The sequence below is a fragment of the Candidatus Methanomassiliicoccus intestinalis Issoire-Mx1 genome, assembly GCF_000404225.1.
In the GTDB taxonomy this organism is placed as follows: Archaea; Thermoplasmatota; Thermoplasmata; order Methanomassiliicoccales; family Methanomassiliicoccaceae; genus Methanomassiliicoccus_A; species Methanomassiliicoccus_A intestinalis.
This window is the reverse complement of sequence record NC_021353.1, coordinates 676,804-701,825: the sequence shown is the minus strand read 5'-3', so window position 1 is coordinate 701,825 and position 25,022 is coordinate 676,804. Positions and strand designations below refer to the sequence as shown.

13 protein-coding genes are annotated in these 25,022 nt (G+C 39.3%); 5 read left to right on the top strand and 8 right to left on the bottom strand.

Annotated elements, in window-relative coordinates; all coding sequences use genetic code 11:
• Nucleotides 1–6 precede the first annotated feature (6 nt).
• From H729_RS03285 to H729_RS03255, 7 genes are all read right to left on the bottom strand, one after another.
• Nucleotides 7–2,682 carry an InlB B-repeat-containing protein gene (locus H729_RS03285; RefSeq protein WP_020448581.1) on the bottom strand — a complete coding sequence of 892 codons (2,676 nt, stop codon included), beginning with the start codon at nucleotides 2,680–2,682 and terminating at the stop codon, nucleotides 7–9.
• Between the two features lie 263 nt (nucleotides 2,683–2,945).
• Nucleotides 2,946–3,782 (bottom strand): ABC transporter ATP-binding protein, encoded by an 837-nt coding sequence (locus H729_RS03280; protein WP_020448580.1) that lies wholly within the window; start codon nucleotides 3,780–3,782, stop codon nucleotides 2,946–2,948.
• A gap of 1 nt (nucleotide 3,783) precedes the next feature.
• Nucleotides 3,784–4,836, bottom strand: a complete 1,053-nt coding sequence (locus H729_RS03275; RefSeq protein WP_020448579.1) for a FecCD family ABC transporter permease — start codon at nucleotides 4,834–4,836, stop codon at nucleotides 3,784–3,786.
• A 53-nt stretch (nucleotides 4,837–4,889) separates the two neighbouring features.
• Nucleotides 4,890–6,029 carry a substrate-binding domain-containing protein gene (locus tag H729_RS03270; RefSeq protein ID WP_020448578.1) on the bottom strand — a complete coding sequence of 380 codons (1,140 nt, stop codon included), beginning with the start codon at nucleotides 6,027–6,029 and terminating at the stop codon, nucleotides 4,890–4,892.
• Between the two features lie 184 nt (nucleotides 6,030–6,213).
• Nucleotides 6,214–8,955, bottom strand: coding sequence for an Ig-like domain-containing protein (locus tag H729_RS09425; RefSeq protein ID WP_020448577.1), 2,742 nt, complete (start codon nucleotides 8,953–8,955; stop codon nucleotides 6,214–6,216).
• An 11-nt stretch (nucleotides 8,956–8,966) separates the two neighbouring features.
• On the bottom strand, nucleotides 8,967–14,990 hold the full coding sequence (locus H729_RS03260) for a leucine-rich repeat protein (protein ID WP_020448576.1): 6,024 nt from the start codon (nucleotides 14,988–14,990) through the stop codon (nucleotides 8,967–8,969).
• A 90-nt stretch (nucleotides 14,991–15,080) separates the two neighbouring features.
• A complete protein-coding gene (locus H729_RS03255; protein WP_020448575.1) occupies nucleotides 15,081–16,088 on the bottom strand; it encodes a hypothetical protein in 1,008 nt (335 codons plus the stop codon).
• A 576-nt stretch (nucleotides 16,089–16,664) separates the two neighbouring features.
• Between H729_RS03255 and H729_RS03250 the strand changes: the two genes are divergently transcribed.
• Genes H729_RS03250 through H729_RS03235 form a run of 4 tightly spaced genes read left to right on the top strand, consistent with a single transcriptional unit; the run spans nucleotide 16,665 to nucleotide 22,465 of the window.
• The gene (locus tag H729_RS03250; protein ID WP_020448574.1) at nucleotides 16,665–18,053 is read left to right on the top strand and encodes an ABC transporter substrate-binding protein; all 1,389 of its coding nucleotides are present in this window, start codon (nucleotides 16,665–16,667) and stop codon (nucleotides 18,051–18,053) included.
• A complete protein-coding gene (locus tag H729_RS09420) occupies nucleotides 18,050–20,887 on the top strand; it encodes an iron chelate uptake ABC transporter family permease subunit (protein WP_081633100.1) in 2,838 nt (945 codons plus the stop codon). Before H729_RS03250 ends, H729_RS09420 begins: the two co-directional genes overlap by 4 nt.
• The gene (locus H729_RS03240) at nucleotides 20,880–21,686 is read left to right on the top strand and encodes an ABC transporter ATP-binding protein (RefSeq protein ID WP_020448572.1); all 807 of its coding nucleotides are present in this window, start codon (nucleotides 20,880–20,882) and stop codon (nucleotides 21,684–21,686) included. The genes H729_RS09420 and H729_RS03240 overlap by 8 nt, the downstream gene beginning before the upstream one ends.
• 20 nt (nucleotides 21,687–21,706) lie before the next feature.
• A complete protein-coding gene (locus tag H729_RS03235; RefSeq protein WP_020448571.1) occupies nucleotides 21,707–22,465 on the top strand; it encodes an SDR family NAD(P)-dependent oxidoreductase in 759 nt (252 codons plus the stop codon).
• A gap of 293 nt (nucleotides 22,466–22,758) precedes the next feature.
• Here H729_RS03235 and H729_RS03230 read toward each other — a convergent pair whose 3' ends face one another.
• On the bottom strand, nucleotides 22,759–24,390 hold the full coding sequence (locus tag H729_RS03230; RefSeq protein ID WP_081633099.1) for a leucine-rich repeat domain-containing protein: 1,632 nt from the start codon (nucleotides 24,388–24,390) through the stop codon (nucleotides 22,759–22,761).
• 134 nt (nucleotides 24,391–24,524) lie between these two features.
• Here H729_RS03230 and H729_RS03225 point away from each other — a divergent pair, with 134 nt between their 5' ends.
• Nucleotides 24,525–25,007, top strand: a complete 483-nt coding sequence (locus tag H729_RS03225) for a hypothetical protein (protein ID WP_147554376.1) — start codon at nucleotides 24,525–24,527, stop codon at nucleotides 25,005–25,007.
• Nucleotides 25,008–25,022: the final 15 nt, after the last annotated feature.

Here is a 25,022-nt window from a genome sequence, read left to right as displayed (position 1 = left end):
TTCACCTTAAGTATAATCCGGAAGATCTGAGCCTGACGGTATTCCAAGTACCATATCAATTCCTGAACTTGTTGTGTTTCCCTTGAGCGTAACGTTCAATATTCCATCCGTGATGGTACCACTTACAGTCTTTACAGAATTAGACGAGTTATCATAATAATAAACTGTAGTGGAATTATACGATTTACCAACTGGCAAACCAATTGAAATTGGTAAGTCACCAGATACTCCGTCACCACTTATCGTAATTTGAATGAAATCTAAAGATACACCTGCAGATTGCTTGATTTTAAGGACTGTGGATCCAAATTCATAAGGTACTACAGTGCTTATTTTAACATTACCAGGGAACACACCTGTAGCAGTCACTCCCTTTGAAGTAGAGATTGTTGATGAACTATTTTCTCCCCATTTAGCTTTCAGCGTGATGTCTTTATCCACAGAGTAAGTCATTCCGTCAGTGTATTTTGTGTCTCCAGAGTACCAGCCTAAGAAGGTGTAACCAGATCTGCTCGTAGTTGGCAGTTTGCCGATCTCCATGCCGGTAGTCACCTGCATTTTTGTATCTACCTTTGAACCACCGTTTGAATCAAATGAAATCGTGTGGTTGCCAAGCCATTTGGCTTTCAGCGTGACATCTGACGAGATTTTGGTATGCTGCGGGACATATTCTGTATCTCCTGAGAACCAGCCAGCAAAGGTGTATCCAGCACGTTGAGGTTCGAATACGTACCCCATTACCTCACCTTTTCCAACGTAGATCGGATTTACTGATGAACCGCCGTTTGAATCGAATGATACTTTGACTGTTTGTTCATACTTAGCAATTAATGTAATGTCTTCAGTAACTGCATCTTCCCAGATATTCCAAACTCCAGAAGATTTTGTTTCCCATCTAGTAAATGATTTATCATCTGAAATTTTAAAGAATGGTTCATGTGCAATTGAACCCCTTGGAACTTTGATATCGATTACTTCTGAATCACTGATGACGAAAGAAACTGTGCAGTAAATATCTTGAAGTTCTTTGTAATTATTCACTTTGTTCTTTTCGCTTTCACTCAGAGAAGCATATCTATACTCAATCATGCCGACTTCTTTGAAATTGACGTAATTTCCCTTTGAAATCTGAGTTACTACCCTGTCAATCGCATTCTCCACATCTTCTGCTGTATACTTTGCAGATGATGCGTCCTTCGGCCCATAACAGAACAGAGTGGAATCATTACGTATCAGAAGATATCCATCTGGAGAGATGGTGAAGCTTTGAAAAGCAAACTGCTCTACCGAGGGAGTTAAAGTACCCACAACTTCAAGTTCAGTCTGTCCTTTGGAATCTCTTAGAATCTTTATATCTGCTGAACCAATGAGACCTGTATTGTCTCCGCTTTTTACAGTTCCGTATTCAATGATATAGATGTAAACTGAGTAATTGTTTTCTTCAGTTGCATATGCTGTAGTGATGGAAGCTGAACTCTTTGTTAAAACGCCGTTGCTTCTGTCAGTATATGCTGAAGACATTGTTCCATCAGCAGCGATATTGAGAACAGTAAACGGTTCGTTTGTTCCCATCGTACTTCCTCCGCCACCTATGTATAATCTGTCATTGTAAAAGAGCGGAGTAGCCTGTGTACCGCCGTCTTCAATGTCTGATTTCCATTTTTTTTCAGAAGAAATATTAAGAGTTCCGTTTGAGTTTATTTCATATGAATGAATTACAAGGTTCTTTCCTCTGTTGTCCTCAGATGTAGCATAGGATGAGTCTGAAGTAGCATTTGCAGCCACATATACACGTCCCTTGTACATTGTGAGACCGGAGACACAATATTCATGTGAAATTTTATGAGTGTCTAGCACAGCCCCGGTCTTTGAGTCTAGAACATATATCACCAGACCGCCGATATCATAGCCCTTCTCAGCAATTATGCAGTAATTTCCTGCAAATGCTGGTGTTGCATTATACCATCCGCTTCCTTCCAGGATCCACAGTGGCTGAACTTCTTCATTATTTATGGAAGGATCGACATCCTCCGAGCTGAAACAGGCATAGTCTCCATTATATGTTCCAAAATAAACTGCCCCTTCATGATATACTATTGATCCCTGTACTTCACCCCCGCTGACCGGCTGAGACAGGTAAAGCTGCTTTAAAGAATCAGCATCAAAGACTCTGAGGATTGTATATCCCTCAGATCTGCAGGGTACGAAAATCTTACCGTCTCCATATGCTATTGCCATATTATATACTGAATCAGAGACACATTCTGCCTTGGCGATGACTTTTCCTGTTGCAGTTGTTACACAATACAATGCATCCTCAGAGCCTCGGAAAAAGTACGTTTTATCGCCTATACATATTGCAGATCCAGGCACATCCCATACCATGGATCCTCCGTCTACAATATCGGCAATCTTCCATAACTCTACCAGATCACCAGATTTGACAGGAGTCTTTGAATCAGACACTCCTGGAAGATCGAGGTTTCCAAACCAATAGTTCCAATTGGATGAATTTATCTGTTCCCCGACATACTCATAATTCTTTGACGGGACATACTGCGTACTCCCATTTCTATCATTAGGTTTATCCGCTTCACCGCTGGGCAATACATATACTGCACATACGATAAGAGCTGCAACGACAATAACTGCCACGATTGCCAGAATGCCAGACTTCTTCAACTACATCCCCCAAAGTGATATAGAGACTCAGCAACCCGTACAGCATACAGTATGCCGATTTTCAGAGTTCACTGCATATCTCAACACGTTTTTCCATATCTGACATTTTCATATAAATACCGGAATGACCAAAAATGATTAAAGATGAATCCATCCAATTCAACTTTAAATAAGTTGTACGAGTATAAATTTACAGCATGTCTGATTATTTTACAGCACCGCATTTATTTCTATCTACATACATATTCATATCATTATCGTGACTATTCATCACAATCGATTTTCTCGATCAAAAACACCCCGATCCCTTTGATGTCTTTGTCATAACCGATCTTAGCACGCATATGAAAGATATTTTCAATATTTGCAGTTGTGATGGTATCTTCTGCAGGCCCAGCATCAACAATCTTACCCTCCTTCATGATGATGATTTTATCACAGTATCTAGCAGCCAAAGGCAGATCATGGGTTACAATAACAATCAGAATATTTCTTTCAGAGACGATACTTCTGAGAAGATCCATTAGTTCGAACTGGTGATTTATATCTAAATGGAGAGTTGGCTCATCAAGCAGGAGTATCTCCGGCTCTTGTGCTAACGCCTGAGCAATCATGACTCGCCTCCATTCTCCACCGCTGAGTTCATTTACAGACCGGTCAGCAAACTTAAGAATGCCTGTGGATTTCATTACTTCATATATTTTCTCAATTTCTTCTTCATCATCATCAAACATTCCTGTATGAGAATACCTTCCCATGCGCACAGTTTCCATAACTGAAAATGGAAAAGACATGAATGAGCTCTGCTCCACAGTCGCAATTATCCTAGACCGTTCTGAGTTAGAAAGATTTTGAACATCTGCAGAAGAGCTCTGTGATTCACTATGTTCCAATGCTTCCGGTGAGAAATCTCTGATGACGACTGTGCCGTGTTTCGGCCTGTACTCAGAATTAATACAGTTCAGAAGAGTAGTTTTTCCTGATCCGTTCTGACCCAGTATACCAACTATTTCCCCGTTGGTTATAGAAAATGACACATCATCTAGAACTTTTTTAGAACCATAACTGAATATAACTCCATTCACGTCCAGATGAACCATTTTAAGAACTCCAGATTTCTTTCTTTTTTGTTCTCATGATGTAAATAAAGAACGGCGCCCCTATCAGTGAAGTTATCACTCCGACCGGCAGCTCATGAGGCGGCATGATTGATCTAGCTACAGTATCCACGATTATCATGAACAATGCTCCTCCCAGAATACACATCGGCGCCAGGTACTTATGGTCCGGCCCTCCCAGGGTTCTGAAGATGTGCGGAATGATCAATCCTACAAAACTTATAACGCCGCATATCGACACGGAAGACGCTACGAGTATTGATGATCCGATCAGCAGCATAATTCTGACATTTTTGACATTTACACCGAGAGCACGGGCTTTTCCTTCTCCAGACGAGATGATATTCAATTCTCTTGCATTGATAAGAATTAGAATCATTCCGATGATCGCCGGTATCAAGATAACTTTTACATCAATCCAGTTTGATCCTTCGAAGCTTCCCAACATCCAGAAGACGATGCTGTTCACCGTGTCAGCATCTGAAAAGAATTCGATAGTAGACGTTAGTCCGCTGAACAATGCACTTATTGCCATTCCTGCCAGCAGAAGCATCAACGTGTTGACGCCTCTTTTCTGATAGGCTAAAGCATACACGAGAAACATTGTCAGAGCGGCCATCAAAAATGCGCACAGCGAGGCTCCGTATGCCATTTGAAACATACCATATCCAACGGCAATGTATAAGGCCGCGCCGAATGAAGCGCCTGAGGATATTCCCAATACTGATGGAGACGCCATTGGATTCTTGAAGAGAGCCTGCATGGCCATTCCCGCCACTGAAAGCGAAGCTCCTACCGCGGCGGCGCAGATCAATCTCGGTGTTCTTATATCCCTCACGATCTGATTCTGACTCCAAGAGGCTTTTCCCATCAGAGCATCAATTGCTGTTTTGAAATCAAGATCCACAGAACCGACAAATATGCAGGCTGTGAAACATATGATCAGAAGAATCAAAAGTGCTGCTACCATCAGCTGCAGTTTTCTTTTGTTTGCTTTATGCAGATTAAGCAGCATCTTCAGTTCTTCGTTTGTCATGATATCACAAAATAAAAAAAAGACCTGGATATGAATCCAGATTTAAATTCCGCTTATGCAGGAACCCTCATCTTTTCATCCATTGTTCTTGAGTCGTTAGAATAAAAGATGATCACATCAGGCTGTGAGTTGATAATCTGCTCATCAGACAGTTTTGATTCCATCAGAGTAAGGCTGTCTGCAATATTGTCCATATCTAAGATCTCAGTAAGCAGATTGGTTATCAAGTTCCCGGATCCAGCTGCTTTGCCTGATGCTGTCTCCACATATACAGTGTATTTTTCCTGCAGAGCCATATTTTTTATTTCTGATTTAATAGTATATATGTCAACAAGAGCATCACTGATAAATTCTTCAGTGTAATCTATTCCTAATATGGAACCGATCATCTCTGTGTTGCTCAGCACCATGCTCAAAGAGTTTGAGAGCAGGAAAACAAACTTGACTTTTCCATTGGTGTTATTCTCAATTGAATTGACAGTTTCTTCTGTGATTTTTGCATTGGTGGAACGTATGTTATATTCGGTCATAAAAATTACAATATTCTCATCCTCTGCACACTCATTTGCCAGTTGTTCTGAGTAGGTAACAAGCTTTTCACCCAAATCAAAAATCAATACACTGCTGGGAACTTTTATGTTGAAATCTGATTCCAAAGCTGATTTGCAGTCTGATGATACTCCTACCACAATTTCCCAAAGCCTGGCATCAGCTTTCGGGCTGTTTCCCATATCCTCTTCATAATATGAAAGGAGAATATTGTAAATTGTATCTACATAAGCTGCAGTGTAACAGACCACTTTTTCTGCTGTGCTTTCTATTGAAGTAACTGCATTGGGAGCGGTCTTTCCAGTACTTGAAGAATTATATGTTCTCACCGAGAGGGTTCTGTCATCATTCACTGTCACATATTTTTCATACGGCCAAAGGTCTTCGGACGGTATCGAATTTATATCAATGCTATCAGTAGAAGGAAGATTTCCATAGATTCCTTCATACAAATCATCAAGCATGGTCAGCAAGCTTGGTGTAGAGTTTGAGTAAGCCCCATTGACTTCTAGGACTGTAGGGTCCCAGGAATAGAAACCTCCTTTTTGAGTGTCATCATCGCCGCTGGTAGTAACATAGATGCCTATCCCAGCTACTACTAATATAGCAACGGCTGCAACTGCAATGACTTTGGCATTTACCATGAAATCATAAGAAAGAAGACAATTGAGTATTTAATTTATCGGATGTATCATCCATCAAATTATATGGACATAAATATCATCCAATCAATTGATCTGAAATCGTACGTATAAATGCAGTTGATGTTGTGTAAAATAAAAAATAAAAATGCTCTTTGTGTCTGGCACAAAGAGCGTGTTGGGGTGTTCAGAGTTTATTTTTCTTACGCAGTATCACAAGCGCCACTGCAATAACTGCGATTATTGCAATCACAGCTGCTGCGTAGTATATCGTGTTGCTGCCATCACCTTTCTCATCATCCTTTGGTGGAACTACCGGGTCTGGATCACTGGCGTCTTCCTTGACGAAATAAAGTGAATAATAGTCAGTCTCAAATGTGATTGTGTTTGTTTTTTCATTGTAGACAGAATTCTTTTTCACAATATTTCCCAATTCATCAATATACCAGACAGCGATCTTTGCAGGATCTTCCCCTTCCTTGAGCTCATAAGGCACAGTGATTTTTACAGTTCCTCCGAGTTCATGAATCTCGTTTTCATCAGATTTAGCGGAAAGATTGAAGATCGGAGAATCTCCTACAGCATCCTGCTGCTTGTTGTTGAGTTCTTCTTTATCTGCTTTAGAGATCGCCAATGAAACCTTTTCTCCTTCCACAGATGCTAAGTTCTTAGCAACCTCTGGAGGTATCTCGATTTCTCCCATATCAGTTTTCAGTTTTAGTTTAACTTCTGATTCTGCAATTTTAGATAACGACTCTGCAGGCACTTCAACGGTAGCTGACTCCGCAGTTTGATTTGCTTTGGTTTCAACTTCTAAGACGTGTTCTATGTCTGCATTCTTTTCCGCTGCAACGTCTTTAACTTTTTCAGCCTGTTTGAGAGCAGTTTCAATTACAGAGGAATCCAATTTTGCTACTCCGCCGGTGTTTTCCAGTTTCACCTGTGATGTTGAAGAAGTCTGTACGTTCCCTGCTGAGTCTTTCTTGATTTCAGCAGATGTGGAGACGCCGGTTGTTTTATCTGTCATCTCCAAAGCCGTCGTCTCTTCAAGGTTGTTGCCTTCTGCGTCTTTCACTACCTTCTCGATTTGTTTATCAACAGAACCGTCAGCATCAACAGTTTCATTGCTTTTTTCTTCGATTGTAGATTGAACAGTACCTTCGGAGGTTTTGACAGTCTCTGTTTTTTCAACCGATGTATTCTTAGATCCGTCTTCATTTTCTTTGACAGTTGTTACTTGTGTGATTGAAGACTTAGTGCCATCCTCATTCTGCTTTTCGTATTTTATCGTTGTAGTCTCTGATCCATCAGGATTTTTTGTTGTGGTGACTTCGGCAGACGCTGAAATCCATATTGCGTACAGTGTCTTATCTGAATCTGCTTTAAGAGATGATAAAGCAGATAAGGCAGAGGAGTTTGTATTCCACCCCACAAACCTGTATCCTTCTTTAGTTCCAGCAGATTTTGAAAGATCTACAGAATCGCCTTTCTTCACTTTTTCTGTGAAGTTCTTAACTGAACCTCCGTTTGTGTCATAAGTAATTGTAACCGAATCAGAATCGTGCCGGAGCCCCTCGGGCACGTCTGAAGCTTTTACATTAATGCCGGCTGAGGCTCCATCTACAGAAGTAATCTGTCTTATAAGCGCAAATGTTCCTCCGGCGTCATAATAGCCCAATGAAGAATTATTATAAAACCATGAACCACTGGAAGAAAAGTCTGCCCCAGTCCATTTATACTGTGACCAATACTTCCAATCTCCATTAGACTGTTGTTCATCTTTAAGTCCAAAGAATGTTCCTAACCAACCCCTGAGAGATCCTTTTGTAACTAACATGATGTCTATGCTATTTTCACCACATACATTTTCCAAAGCATTTGCGGCATTTGTTCCATAACCTGCTAACCAGAACCCTTTTTCAGCATCGGATGAAAATTTTGTTCCGCTTGCCGCACTTGAATCTTCTTTAAATTGTATATAGAAATAATACCACTCATTAGAGGTATCAGCCGGTTTATCCTTAACAGTAACAGTACACTCGGCATATGAGCCGTTGGCAGCCAAAACAGTGATCTTCGTTGTACCTATACTTAAACCGGTTATCACTACCTGAGTTTTACCTAATACTTCATTAGTTGTATTGTTACCATTACGAAATGCAACACAGTCTACATTATCGGTTTTCCATATCAAATCAGATGCATTAATTCCAGATAAGCTTGCAGAAAGTGTAACACCCTCCCCATCATTGAATATTGAAATTGTGGTCGCAGATAGTGTTATTCCAGATGATGATTGGGCAGATGTTACGTTAACATTGCATGTATCAGTAAAATTGCCATCTTCTGTTTTAACAGTAATATTTGCAGTTCCTACTTTTATAGCTGATACAACTCCATCTTGAGTTACAGTTGCTATTGATACATTGTCTGATGACCAACTAACACGTTTAACAGTAGCATTTGACGGCTGAATGCTAGCAATTAACTGCTTTGAACTTCCTTCAGCTAGTGATATGCTGCTCTCAGATATGGATATACCGGTGACTTTAACAGTGGCTGCATCAGTTATGTTAAACCTAACTTCTTGATAAGACAGTGGACTCATATTCAAGGAATAGGTCAGATATGCTGTATACTCTCCATTTGGCAAGACTCCAGTATTAAATGAACCATCGAAATTAACACTGCGTAACTGGATATACGAATCCAATATTTTGCTATTTTCTGAATTTTTAATGATAATACCTAATTTAGACCCGTCATCATATCTATTCATTGTTCCATTTATATATATATACCCGTCACCATATGTTATCTCGATATCGTCAGTCAAGTTGTCATTAAGGCCTTGTACTGCAGGAAACACACTGAGAATTAACAGCATGCTCACAGCAAAGATAGATGCAACTTTTAGAGCAGTTTTCATATTACATCACATCATAAGTCCCTAAATATCTGATTCAAACAAACTGCATTGGAATCAAACTCTAACCAACCGTCATAGATCGAAATTGAATAGCTAACTGGTTTGGAAGATGAGCCTAATTCAGATATGTACTCTATCGTATTTGAATTACTAAATTCCAATTCTGCATATGTGTATGCAGTTGTACTATCGTCAAATTTTACGTGCAAACCAATGACTATCGAATCATACCCAGTAAGACCAGGTAATGATTTTTCAATTTCGATTTCTAGCTTGATTGAATTTATATCTTGAGTGTGTAGAGCGTCTATTGGAAATGGATCTAGTGACAATTTAGTGTTAATTAAATTCTTATTGCTAAGAATATCACTACATTTGCATTTTAACAATATACCTCCAGATTCATAATACCAATATGCATCAGAGTCAATATTTGTTGAGGAAAGTATGTAATAGTGATATTTTGTGAAACCACCTAGATCCAATTTAGGCAATGAAAACCATTGGTCACCAATGCAGCATTGTATGGTGTAATTATTACCGTCTTTAGACACAGAACCATCATCTCCAACAGTATAGCCAAGCTTCTTAACTGCCTCAACTGGATTTTGACCTGATGATGATCTCCACATCGAGCCGTTACCTCCGTCATCAACCATGAAGAAATAATCATTCATCTCTGAATTTCCATAGCAGTATATGGTTCCTGAATCATTATACCAGATAAACTGTCCATCCATTCCAATTCTAACAGCTTGAGAACAATATGCAGATCCTATTTTAGGACTTTTATAATATTTATTCGGAGCTGTCTTAATTTGAGAATCTTCAAAGATATATATTGCTTGTTCACCTGCTTCATAGGGTATGAGATAGATGTAAACTTTGCCAGTTTCATTATAGTATGCTGTACTTACTACAATTGAACCGTGACTTTTTACACTGTCTTCTTGATAAATCAGAAAGTTGTTTGTATCCTGTTCAAATGTTGCGTCTTTCCATTGTTCCAACGGTGTATCCAACATTGAATTTACATCATAAACATAAAATTGAGCAGAAGCATTTGAGGAATTTGTTGTACCTGTAACATTTACATATCCTCTACCATCATATACAACAAATGCAGATGCCGTGCCATTAACACCTTTATCGGTGTATATCCATCTTTCAGATTCTTCAACGAATGATCCATCTGAACTTAAGGGGACGCAGTCAATTATTGCACTGCTATTAGATGAAGAGTCAAAAAGATTGTCTCCATAACCTGTAACAAACAGATAATTAGTTCCTTTATAGTTATAACATGTTAACCAACCATCGTCAAGCAGTTTTCCATTTAGTTTATTAAGTGTAGTTGTGCTTCTATCACCTGTCTTTAAATCAACAGATCCTATATATCTACCATCCTCGCTCCCAATAGCTTCTATGAAATAAATATGATCCTGTACAAATACCGGAGTTGATATGGTACCATATATACCATGCCAGTGAGTTTTAACCCCATATTCCCAAAATCCATCTTTGCATAATTTACCAGTGCTCGCTTCAAATTTCCAAAGCGTATTAGTATTATCCAGTCCATAGAAATATTGATCATGATATGAAACACTGGATATATCTACACCAACACACCCAGAATCATGAACATTATAGATTTTATCTAACTTTAAATTATATGCATTGCCTGTAGCATAGTCAAAGATTGTTCCATTTCCATATCCAAGATAATGGTAGTAAGCAGATATTGTTTTAGATTCTGCAGATGTAGATTTTACTTTGCCGTCTCCATAAAGATCGATCATATATAATTTATCATCAACTCTTATGTAGACATTATCGTCTACAATTAATGGTACACTTGGAAATCCTGTCCATACATTCATGCTAGTATCTACATTTTCCAGATGTTCCCATATTTCAGTAAATGTATCTCCAGGTATCGAAGTTTTCAGATCAGTGATATTTATTAGTGAGCTTGATGATGAATAGTATCTGAGTTTTGGCTTTATAATCGAATCACCAGACACAACAAGTGTAAATTCTAAATTGTCAGATGTAGATGTAACTCCATTTACTGCAACATCCCATCCCATCAATTCAAACCCATCGTATGGATCAAAAGAAAATGTAATACTTGTTCCATCTGCCACTATATCACCACTGGTTAGGCTGTTACCTGCATTTTCAACAATAGCCTGTACGTTCCCATGAGATGTATCAAACACAATTTTTGAACCATATTTTAAATTCCATTTTGCATATAGTGTTGTATCTTTCAAGATTGGTGCCTGAAGATACTTTGCTGTATAGTTTTCATCTGTATACCATCCAACAAATGTGTAATTATCACTTAGCGGATTTGGCAGATCACTGGGTAAAATAGTTCGGCCTACGCCCATAGTTTTTTGAGTGTCAGTCAGTTCATCTAACATCATGTCAAATGTTACTGTCACAGTGGTCTCGGGGTTCCGCTCTTTAACGGTAAATGTTACATCACTTAATAATTTATATTCATACAATCCTTGATTAGATGTTACAATTGAATTATCCACAGATACATTTAGATCATTATATGTATAACCTGCAGAAGAGACCAATGAAAACACGATCAGCCCATCATACCGTATGGATTCAATATTTGCACTAAAATCTCCAGACAGATCGTTGAATTTAAAGGATACGTTGTAATTCAGTATGGAATTCAATGTGTTTTTTTGAGTATCGTTTAGAGTGTATTCAAAATTTTTGAATGTTCCATACAGGTGATTTATTAAACTCAAACTCGCCGCATTTTTGCATGAAACTTCAAGTTTATTTATACCATTACAATTATTAAAAACATATCCAGACAGACTCAAAGAATCTGTACAGCTAAGATTTACATCCAGATCATAGTATCCACAATTAGTAAATGAATCTGTTAAATTTAGATTGCTGCATGATATGACTATCGACTCCAGATTTCTACACCCTACGAAAGCACCATTTATGGAGATATCACCTGAAGCAACTAGAGTTATAGAATTCAATGTAGAAAGATTGCTGAATACATTTGAACTAAGGGATAATGATCCCCCATTCCAAGTGATATTTTTCAATGATTTAACATATTCAAATGGATTGCCGCCATCAATTGATATTGTTTGGATGCTGCTTGGAATAGTTAGATCTTCTAAACCTCCTGGAACTACGATAATTTTAGTTTTATCGAGGTTAAACAAAACAATGCCATCAGAACAATAATTCGAATTATTAGTATCTACGCTTATTGATTTTAAATTATTATTATAAAATGCGTCTGAAGAGATAGATGTGATATTTGCTGGAATCTTAATTGATTCACTAGTTGGTAAAACATACACTATTTCCGTACCCTTTGATAATATTCCATCTGAAAAGTCGAATGAAGAATTATATTCATTCACACTAAGTGTATTAAGAAGCGCACAATCCATAAAGATGTTGGAACCTATGGAAGACAAATATTTTGGAATTTCAAAACTGCGAAGGTTGTTACACCCCTTGAATGCATAATCTCCGATACTTGTCAATTTTGATTCTTCATTAAATTTAACAGTGGTCAGCGATAAACATCCTTCAAATGCGTTTGAACCTATTGAGTTAATAGTATTAGGAAATACCAGATCATATACCCCAGTACCCTTAAATGCATTTTTACCAATAGATGTCGGACTCGAACTGTCGCCAAACGTCACTGATGTTAAAGAGATACATCCTGAAAATTCATTATCTTTTATAATTGAAGTAAATCCATCTGAAAATATTATGCTCTGTATTGTTCTGTTGTTCGTTAATCTTCCATTAAAATCTACATTTCCAGACGGAGTTATGATGTTTGTTTTAGAGCTTGGGCAGATTAATAATTTAAGAGTATTATTGCTAGATTTTTCAAATAACAGCCCATCAACGCTTTCATATTTTGTACAGCCGGGTTGCAAATTTATAGATTCGAGTGAACTACAGCCATTAAAGGTGCCTATAGCAATGGCAGACAGTCCCGATGGCAGATTGATATTTTTTAATGAGTTACAACTAGCAAAAGCATTGGCACCCATAGTCAACGCAGAATTCAGGTTGGTAAATGTAACAGAATCTAAAGAGCTACAGTATGCAAATGGATCTCCAATCAGACTCAGGGTTGTCCCATTGAATGTTACAGACTTTAGAGAGTGACATAGGTTAAATGCTTTAGCGTTGATGGTTGATATTGAGGATGGAAGATCAATCGTCGATATGGCAGTATTTGAAAAACAAGACACGGGGATTGTATTGATGCTGACACTCTCATCAAATGTTATTAATGATAAGTTTGTACATCCTGAAAATTCACTATCTGAAAATGAAGCAAGAGTAGAAGGTATTTTAATGGAAGTTATATTTGAATTAGTAAATAGACCATTGAGTGATCTTACATTACTCAATGACGTTATATTGCCATGTGGAACACCAAACGAGTATACTAGATCTAACAGATTACCATCATGACTAACTAAAAAGTCATTTCCATCAATCGTAAGTTTTTCTACTACATCACTCTCGCCAGTAATGTTGAGGGTCATGCTAGAATTACAGTATCTAAACGGATCCGCACCAAATTTCATAATATTTGTGATGTTCATATTTACAATAGACAAAGATGTACAACTTTGGAATACATAATCTCCAATAGTGGTAAGACTACCTGGCAGAGTTACTGTTGTCAACGATGTACAACCATAGAATGCACTATCTCCAATAGTAGTAAGACTACCTGGCAGGTCTATTGTTGTCAACGATGTGCAACTAGAGAATGCACTATCTCCAATAGTAGTAAGAGCTGAGTTTCCCTCAAAATGGATTTCAGTTAAACTGCGGCTAGCGTCATTATTAAATGCATTAGATCCGATCGACATTACACTAGAAGGAATTGTTACAGTTGTTGCTGAGGATCCGGTTCCAACATATTTTATGAGTTTAGATGAATCAGTAGAATCGTAAACAAATCCATCTGCTGAGGTAAGAGTAGCTTGGACCTTTGGGAGTTTAGATCCAAGTTCTTCAACCATCGTATAATTAATATATTCATTTAATGATATATGAATATAAAATTTATTAAAATTATTCTTGGTAGGAACTGTTGGTAATTCAGTATTGCATGCATACATGTGAAGATTAAGGGTATTTGCCACTGTGCCGCTAATTGTGGTCTGTGAAGATAAATAAACATTGACAATGGATGATGGTTTAGAACTAGAAAAAAGGTAAGCATTAAGAGTGATATTACTAGGAAGATAAATTGATTTTAAAGATGTACAGTCATTAAATAAACTCTTTCCAAGAGATAATACTCCACTAGGAATTGTGATAGATTCTAGAGCAGAACAAGATGAAAAACAATAATCTGGAATCGTGGATATTTTAGTTGTATTGAATTCGATTTCTTTGAGAGAAGCCATGTTAGCAAATGCATAATTAGATAGGGTTTTAACATTAGATGGTAAGCATAGTTTCGATATGATAGTACGTTCAAAAGCATAGCCATCGATTTCTAATAAATTAATTCCTAATGATAGCTCATTCAATGAAGTGCAGCCAGAGAATTGTTTTGAAGATAATAAAGAGATATTATTAGATAATAAGATCTTAGACAGTTTGGCATTGTTAGTGAAAACAGAATTATCAATTGAAATTACATTATAAGTAGTAGAATTTAATACAATTGAATCCTCCATGAGAATTACCAAATCATCACTTTCTGAATCTAAACCAGATATGGCTGCCTCACCATTATTCAAAGTGTAAGTTAAAGTATAGGTACAGACAACAGTATTGTTAGTACTTAATCCCACAGAATATGTAATTGATCTTTGATCTTCACCCATAGATTTGGACATTATACTATAATCTGATAGAATATGAGCATTAGCGTCTGTCTCGCCGTCAATTGAATCATTCACTGGTTCAGAATCATCTGACAATACTGTCAGGTCGTCATATGATGCATCTTGATCTGGTACAATGCCGCCTACAGACATTATAAGAAAACAAGACGCAATGAGAATAGAGATAATCTTGATATGCAAAACAACACCCCAAAAAAAATAGAAAGGGGGGCAGATGCCCCATTAATACATTCCAACCTCGGCATAGACCATTGAAAATTCATTTGCCCCAGTTAATGGACTGTATGCACCTAAGACAAAACCGCTGAGTTGTCCAGAACCTTCGCCAGAATAATTACCATCATACTGGCTCCAATATACATATACATCATCAGTCCAGTCAGATGGTGTGTCTAAGCCCTGTGTTTGTACAGTTCCTAGTCCAAAGATTGTATCAATCCAGCTATAGTTATTGTAACCATTCACAGGAATTGTTTCTTCACCAACTACATTATCCAGAGGTGCAACATTCAAAGCATTTTTTAATGCTAAATATGCGTCAGATCCATATCCGGTGATTGTTACTCCACTAGCTAGATTTGTTGCGTTTAATGTTTGTCCATTATCTAGTGTAATAACCCCGTTAATGGTTGGAACTGATGAGTACATATTTTTCAAGTGGAATGTCACCGCAAAGTCTTCTGAATCAACTGCTGTGATATTGCTTTTTGTTTGAGAAGCAGTTATTAATGATGTAGGTACTGATGTTGCATCGGCACCATATTGTAATGCGATGTTTGCAGTTTGCCAGTTTGAAGCGTAATCATCAAAGCATCTGTAGAATCCAATTGCATCATTGCCAATAGTCCATGCTCCATCTACATATACAAATACATTCCATACATTAGTAGAATCCTCTGTTTTTCCGTTGAATGTTGTTATATCTCCATATGTTGCATTAAGACTTGGGTATGCACCAGTTGTTGCACGATCAACCATGCTGTCTCCGGTTTTCCAGAAACTTGTTGCCTGAACAGCCTGAGCTCCGTCATATGCATGTACTACCTCACTTTCCCAGACATTTCCATCATATACAAATATAGTATAAGTTCCGTTCGCAGCACTTGCATCTCCTAAAATAGGAGCGTCTGCATTATCTGATCCTCCGATGAAAGCCAGCGGCGATGCAATCATCACCACGCCCACAATCAGAGCTAATGCAGTTATCATTTTACTATTGTTTGAAATCATATATTTCACCTATGTGAACTTTGCAAACTTTGACATTTGCAATTACCTCACCAGACTTTAGAAGTCTGGATGAGGTTAGCTTCATGTTATGTTGACGTTTTGATCAGAGGTGGAGAGTGAAGGTCTCCACCCTTTTCGTTCGGATGTGTGATTTTTCTACGTCTGTTTCCTCTCACGTTGGAGATTGTATCCAAGATCGGTTAGAGTAGTATTTATAAGCAAATGACCAAAAAGAAAAAAAGATGAATCCACCCAATTAAAATTCATTCTATATTTTGATAAATATTAACTTAGAACGCTGTATATCATTTATCCACATAATCCAAAATTGACAAACATACAGATCTAGTTGGATCAGATATCCCAATTTTTCACATGTCAGCTATATGCTACAGATAGAAGATACTCTTTTAAAACAGTAAGGCATCCCAGGAACGGTGGCGGGGGATCCGGGAATGTCTCAAAAATTCCATTATAATAATACAATACATAATTTTGAGGCGCATAGAGTGTATTTACTCTGCGGAGATTTGAGGCATTTGATACCCTCAGCAGCATTGACAAGAAGGTGCTGAATTGGAACCTACCAAAGTCAAACTGACCGCCTCAATAATCATTGCTGTTCTGATTATTGCCGCTCTGCCGTTTATAGGAACAACATCAATGGCTGAAGATGATAAGGAAGGATTGGTCATTGATTTTGGTTACTGGGACATCACATGGACAGAGACTCCGCTACAGGACGGGATGAACGGAATAGAACTCTTAGAAGAAGTTTGCAGCATCAACAATTATGAGCTCATCCTCAGCAGCGATAGAAGCAAAGTCATTTCAATAAATGGACAGGAATCACTGCCTGACAGGCCTTGGACCCTTTTTTCGCTGCAGGAAAAACAGTGGGTAAAGGTTGAGGCTTCACCATTGGAGGTAAATGTCTCAGACTACACTCTACTGGCATGGGGCAGAGCTTCAGATTCAGAAGATTTGATCCCTGGGGTAGATGCCACAGGCTTTGAGTACTACGGTTACGGAAGAAACGGAGCTTCCACAGTTACAGGAAACCAGCTTAGGATCGTAAGCCTCTCTCCAACAATCACAGAAATGATAGTTGCCGCAGGAGGGGCAGAGCTGCTGGTAGGAACTGATCTGTACAGCAATTATCCTGATGAAATCGTAGAAGGGCAGAACAGCGGAGACATTGAGATCGTCGGCGGTTATACCGATCCGAATTATGAAAAAATAGTCGGCTTGGCACCGGACTTAGTATTCTGCGATAAGGGAGTGGGATCCCATACACACATGGCTGACAAGCTGAGAAAATCCGGCATAAACTGCGTAGTGCTCTATGACACCACAGGCATGGATATGGTCTACAATAATCTGTGGATTGTGTCTTCAGCCTTGGGGTATAATGAAACTGGAAATAAAGTAATCAGCTACATCAACAATACAATAGATACTGTCACAGGCATTGTAGGAAATGAACCTGACAGAAAGACGTTTATCAGTTTGTCAACAAACAACGCTCCCTATACCTCAGGAAAATCAACTTACATTTCTGATATAATCTCGATGGTCGGAGGAAAGAACGTTTTCGATGATCAAAGCCAGACCTGGGTTCAGGTAGGGATCGAGGCAATGCATTCCAAGCAGCCTGAGGTTATAATCCTCATTTCCGAAACATACGTTGGAACGCAGGAAGAGTATGACAAGATAATCAGCGGATTAAATGATATTTGGAAGGATACTCCGGCCTATAAAAATGGAGAGATCTATATTTTCAGCGGTAAAGCAGGAGACCTTCTTTCAAGATCGGGACCGAGGCTTGGAGAAGCTACGGAACTGATAGCAAAGATAATTCATCCAGATCAGTTTATTAAGAAAAACTCACAGGATGTAGTCCCCAAATTCTTCGGCGATGACTACAAACAGTTTTTGAAATATCAATATGAGGTGTTTATTTGAATAGCCGGCGGATTTTGTCGGTTCTGATCGTAGCAGTGATCATATCTGCAGCGATCGTTCCATCGATAGGCAGTGCGAGTGCATCCAGTGAAAACACGCCGCAGATTCTCATAGACTACGGCAACGGTGAGACGCAGTGGATAGATGCAGCATCTGAAGGATCATACTTAGACGTTACAAAAGAATCAGCGTCTGCAGCAGGTATAAGCCTCGAAGCAAATAGTTCTGTAACTAAGATAAATGAGTTTTCAAATACTGTAATTAAAGGCAGTTCAGGAAACAGCATCACTACTTCATGGAAACTTTACGTGTTGGATGAAGCTGGAAACTGGAAATATGATGAAAAGGTAACAGCATCTTCCTCATATGACGGAAAAACTTTCGCCTGGGGATTTTACCCTGATGCGGATGAAGTCATCTGTCCTGTGGTGACACCTCAATATCCTGACGCATGGACAACAATTGGAGGGTCTTCTTCATCAGAAAATGTCTCTGATTCTTATGGTCCTGAAAATCTCACAACTCCCCCCGGATGGTATTTCCCGACAAACAACGGCTTCATTGATTCGGGAATAGTCTGCGCCGGTGATTATCTATACTTCACATCTTCAGGAAGTAAAACTCCGAGTACCAGTCCTGCTCTCCACTGCCTAAACAAAGACAGCGGAGAAGAAATCTGGAAATTTGAATATGACATAGGAAGCGGAGATGAACTTACAACTCCACTGATCACCGGAGATTTGATAATTCTCTGCGCCAGCAATGAAAACATCTACTGTTTAGACAGATTCAACGGTGAATTATATTGGAACGAAGAAATCCCCTTTGAGCCTCCGAGAGATGAGAACGGAGCGATAGACTGGTCTGGAAGAACATTCCGTTCAGGCCCTTCCACCCCGGCTTATGATTCTGGAGCTCTGTACTTCGGTTCCGCAGACGGCAAAGTCTACTGTTATTCCATATCAAAGGAAAAAGCTGAACGCATCTGGATGTACCAGACTAACGGTTCGATCTATTATGTTAAACCGACATTTGCTACCATAAACGGAGAGCGCATCCTATACATTGGGAATTATGAAGGCAATGTGTATGCTATAAACGCCCACACCGGCAGCCTGATCTGGAATGAACAGGTAGTTAATTATCTGCCTGAAGGTAAAATGTATCTCGGATCTGTAGACAGCATATCGATTGCACCTGAAAATATAATCGTGTGCTGCAGCGATGGAAGTATGTCAAAAACAGACGGATACATGCTCATGCTTGACCCGTTGACAGGAGAAGAGATTTGGAAGCATGAATATCTTACAAGCAATCCCGTGATACAGGAAGACGGTTTCATATTTTATCATAATCTCAGCGTTTACAAGCTTGACTGGGAAGGAAATGAGATCTGGAAAAGTAATGATGTAAATTATATTAAGGGAGATATGACAGAGGCTGGCGGAATAATTTATGCAATGGAATTTTCTGCAGGCGGATCTCTGATAACTCTAAACGCAGATTCAGGTAAAATCATACAGAAAATTGTTGTTGAACCATATACCACGACTTCATACTCAATGGTGCAGCCGACAGTTATTGATGGAAAAGTCTACATAGCAAACGATGGAGGATTCGTTTACTGCATTGATGCTTCAGGATCTCCTCCGCCAGCGGCAGATGATGATTCACCGACATATGGGTTTAACCATTGGTCCTGGTATCTCATATTCGCAATTATAGCCGCAATGATCATTCTTTTAGTATATCTGCTAAAATACCACGATGACAGCGGCCTCAGCGAAGTGAAGAGGAAAAAGAGGAGATTCGTATATATCGCGGTTTTCGGCACCGTGATGTCGATCATAGCGTTCTTCATCTCACTTTCAATTTCTTCCGGCGGAATCATGCCGATAAGTGACGCTGCTGTATCCTTGGTATCATCGATACAGAAGACATTGAACGGGGATCCGCTTAACACTATGGAGCTTTATATCTACAATGCCAGACTTCCAAGGGCTATCGGCGCGATAGCTGTCGGAGTAGGATTATCGATAGCCGGATGCATGTATCAGGCAATCATCAGAAATCCTCTTGTCGATCCATATATCACTGGTGTATCCTCTGGAGCAGGATGCATAGCCGTAGCTGCTATGGCATTCAACATCACACTCCCATTCCTCTCACCTGATTCTAATTATATCATACCAGTAGCTGCCATTGCAGGCGGGCTTCTGGCATTTGCAGCCACAATGTTCATCGCAGAGAAGTCAGGAGGAAATTCCGTAAATTACATTTTAGGCGGTGTAATCGTAGGATTCGCATTCTCCTCAATACAAACAATCTTTGTTTCTCTGGCAGGCAACAAGCTTCAGGATGTAATGTACTGGCTGTTCGGAAGTTTTTCAACTGTCAGCTGGGAAAATGCCTGGCTGATTTTTATTCCAGCAATGGGCATTTCATTGATATCCCTGCTGTGGGCCAGAGAGTTTAATCTTGTAGTCTTAGGAGAAGAGCAGGCCAAGCAGATGGGTCTGAATGTAAGAACATTCAACAGAATAATGCTGATTATCGCTTCAGTACTCACTGCCATTTGTGTTGCTTTTGTCGGTATCATTGGATTCGTAGGACTGGTTGTGCCTCATGCCTGCCGCCTGCTGATGGGCGGGGACAATCGTCTTGTCATGCCAGCCAGTATCATCCTTGGCGCCATGCTGATGCTTTCATCAGATATCATAGCAAGAATGGCCCTTATGCCGTTAGAACTGCCTGTCGGTGCTATCACAGCCATAATCGGCACTCCTGTGTTTGCATACATGCTGATTAAGAAAGGAGGGAACTACGATGGATAATGTTCCTCTTTTAGAAGTTAAAAATCTAAAGAAGTGTTACGGTGACTTTGAAGCCCTTAAAGGAGTTAGTTACTCTATAGGCAGTGGGCAGATGGTCGGTCTTATCGGCCCGAATGGCTGCGGCAAGTCCACGATGATGAAGTGCATCTGTAAAATTCATGAACCTACATCTGGAGAAATATTCATTGATGGAGAGAGCACGAAAGGAAAGAAAGCCTCAGCCCTTGCAAAGCTTGTAGCGAATGTGCCTGCAGAGAGCAGAGGAACTTTCGGCATGTCTGTTATGGATTTAGTGATGTTGGGCAGACATCCATATGTTGACAGCATCTGGTGGGAAAGCGATGATGATGAGAATGTCGCAATGGATGCCATGAAACGATTCGGTTTAGACCACCTCAAAGACAAACAGCTTTCGATGCTCAGCAGCGGAGAGTATCAGCGTGCAATGATCGCTAAAGCATATGTTCAATCTCCCCGCCTGATGCTGGTCGATGAACCTACCAGCCACTTAGATATGAAATACAAACTGGAAGTAATGGAATATCTGCAGGCGATGGTAAAAACAGACATGACCATTCTAGTTGCTGAGCACGACATCAGCCTTATGGCCCGTTATTGTGATCTGTGCATAATCATGAAGAAAGGAGAGATCAAAACCATCGGAGATCCTAAGAAAGTGATTACCGAGGAGCTCATAGAGGAAGTATATGAAGTAGATGCAAGGGTCGGTACAGATCCAGATGGTGAGATATACATTCTGCCAAAGAGATTCAGAGCATCTAATGCTAATAAGTTCTAGAGATCATTCATGAGGATATTATGAGACTAGAGGATAAAGTAGTAGTCATAACTGGAGGTGGTACCGGAATTGGACGCGGTACTGCCATTCTTTTTGCCAAGGAAGGCGCGAAAGTAATGATTGCTGGTAGAAGAGAAGAGACTCTCAGAGAAACAGTTGAAATCATCAGATCAAACAATGGATCTGCTGACTATGTTGTTACAGATATTTCCAAATCAGAACAAGTGAAACGTCTATTCGAAACGACTGCGGATAAGTATGGCAAGATAGATATTTTATTCAATAATGCAGCCATATTCACAGGAAACGGCAATGACATTTCAGAATTAAAAGAAGAAGACTGGGATACTCTGATGGATATCAATCTGAAGGCGCAGTTCCTATGTTCAAAGTATGTTATTCCTTACCTGAGAAAAAACAATGGAGGGAGCATCATATTCACATCTTCAATTTCTGCATATATAGCACAGAAAAAACATGTCTTATATAATACAGCTAAAGGCGGGATTGAAATGATGATGAAATGCATGGCACTCGATTTTTCTAAAGAGAATATCCGTGTGAATAGTGTTTGTCCAGCCTGGGTAGAACCAGATATGGAGTTATTTAGAAAGAATCATGGAGACAAAGAAGCTGAAGAGATCGTAAATCTCCACCCCATAGGCAGATTGGGCACTCCGGAAGACGTGGCATATGCTGTTCTATACTTAGCATCGGATGAGTCTTCCTGGGTAACTGGTACATCGCTGATCATTGATGGTGGTTATACACTGCAATGAGTTTTTATTCCCATACATTTTTGGATATGGCAAGAGGCATCCTGACTGTTGCCTTTCTACAATACTAACTAATCAGAAATCATCAAGAAAGAATTTTTACGGCACATTAGAAAAAGATAGAGTATTCCTCAACTTGCACAATGGAATGTACCTCAACTTGCACAATGGAATGTACCTCAACTTGCACAATGGAATGTACCTCAACTTGCACAATGAGCTTTAAATCTTGCAGTTTATCTCTAAATAATGCGGCATCGGGATAGGTTATAATCCGACTTTATATTATAAAAAAATCAGGGACTGCGTCCCTTTTTCTTTTTGAATAAAATTAAAACAGAGACAATGAGTACTATCAATACAGCAATTGCTGCGATTAATATCATCATTGAATTGTTGATACCTGAATTGTCATTAGGCAGAGATCCGTCCCATACTGCAGAGTTGTATGCATCGAAGCCTGACCAAGATGCCGAATTACTCTTTAGATAATGAACTGCAAAGTCTTCGTCTGCATTTTTAAAAGCATTGTCGCCTATTACCGGCATAGGACCTTCAAAGTATGCATCAGACATTGAAGTGCACCCGCGGAAAGAGTCTTCACCAAGATATCTTAAACTTTCTGAAAATACGACATAATCCCAAGAAGTGCATTTTCCAAAAGCCCTGTAACTGATGGATTCGATCTCATCAAAAGATACATACTTTAATGAAGTGCAGTCGTAGAATGCCTCGTTGCCTATTGTTCTTACTTCATCTGCATCAACGAATCTCAGGTTAGTACAGCCATAGAATGCTTCCCTTTCAATCGTCTCGATCTCGTTGAGATCAAGAGACGTTAAACCGCATTTATAAAAGGCTGAACTTCCAACTGCAGTTATTCTGTCAGAAAAATCAATGGATGTTAGAAGTGCACAGTAACCAAACATTCTTTCAGGAATTTCAGTCATGCTCCGGCTTAATTTTGCAGATTTCAGATCATAACAGCAGTAGAATGCTCCTCCCCCTACATAACTCACCGAATCAGGAATGTATGCAGAGACTAATGAGGAATCTCTGAATGCTTCGAATCCTATATATCTTAGAGATTCTGGAAGGTTTACAGATCTTAATGATTTACAGTTTCTGAAAGCCTCATCACCTATCGATTTGAGAGTATTTGAAAAGGTTATAGAATCTAATGCTGAACCTTCATCGTGCTCCCATGAAAACGCCCTGTCTTCAATCCTTTCGATTCCATCAGCAATCGTGACTGTTTTAACATTGCACTTATAGAAAGATTCCGGACCGATTGAGATTACTGGATAGTTCCTACCATTGTTTTCAATAGACGATGGAATGGAGATATTCTCACCGGAAATGTGTCTGAAAATCGTAATTTCATCATTAAGAATATAATAAGAATAACTACCCCCGGTGCTGTCTGTGTATACATAGGGCGACCAGACATCGGTCTTGTAATCATTATATCCATTCCAGACTTCGTTCAGACAATAGATGGTAAATCCGCTGGCAGCATTATCAAACACACCATTTCCCATGTCTGGCATTTCTCCGATAAAATATGCAGCTTTCAGAGATGAACAGCCTGCAAAGGCATAATCCCCGATACTGTCGACTCTTTCTGGAATTATAACTGCTTCCAGCAATGTAGAGTTCTGAAATGCATTAGGGCCTATTGCTTTCACAGGATATCCTTCGATTCCTGTTTGAATCGCCAAGAACTCTTCGCTTCCTTCTGTATATCCTGTAATTGTAGCTCTGTATGTTTCAGCACTTATGCCTTCAGTCTTATATTCATACATGCCACCATCGGGAGCAAAAGATGACGAGGCAGATGAAGACGGCATAACAGCAACAGTGGCCACCGATAGAACTGAAATAAGCATGACAACAATGGCTACCTTAATGATTTTATTTGACGACATCGGAAATCACAGCAGATTTTAGAGACGCATAACAAAGAGCAGTATAATAACATCTGATGATGAAATATACAAATGTAGAATTATATGGAGAACATTATCTGAAGAGTGTATATCAGTGCCATAGAGGTGCTAATTTGAGTTCTGAAACCAAGATAGACAGATCAAGGATTTTCGGAGTCATCGGAATAATTGTGGCACTTGTCGGAATCATTTCAATTGCTCTGGGCTGGATAAGCGCAGACGCTACATTCCTAGGTACAAGCCAGAGTAATGATTGGAGTGGAATTGACATATTCGATTGGGACACCGATGACTTTCAGCAGTACATACCAGTTATAATCGCAGTCGTTTCTGCACTAAGTTTGATCTTCTTTGCCATAGGCATGGTTAAACCTAAGAGCAAGATTGGCTACATTCCAGCAATTCTCGGAATCGTTGTCATAATCCTAGCAATCGTAGAGTACATGTGGATTACTGGAGATGTTGCAAGCATAGTACCAGACTTTGATCTCGGCAGCATTGCTAAGTTAAGCATTAGTGTAGGAGCCGGATTATATCTTGCAATAGCTTCTGGAGTGCTTTCGTTGATCTTTGGAATACTAAGTGAGAAAGCATAAATTAATTAAAAAAAA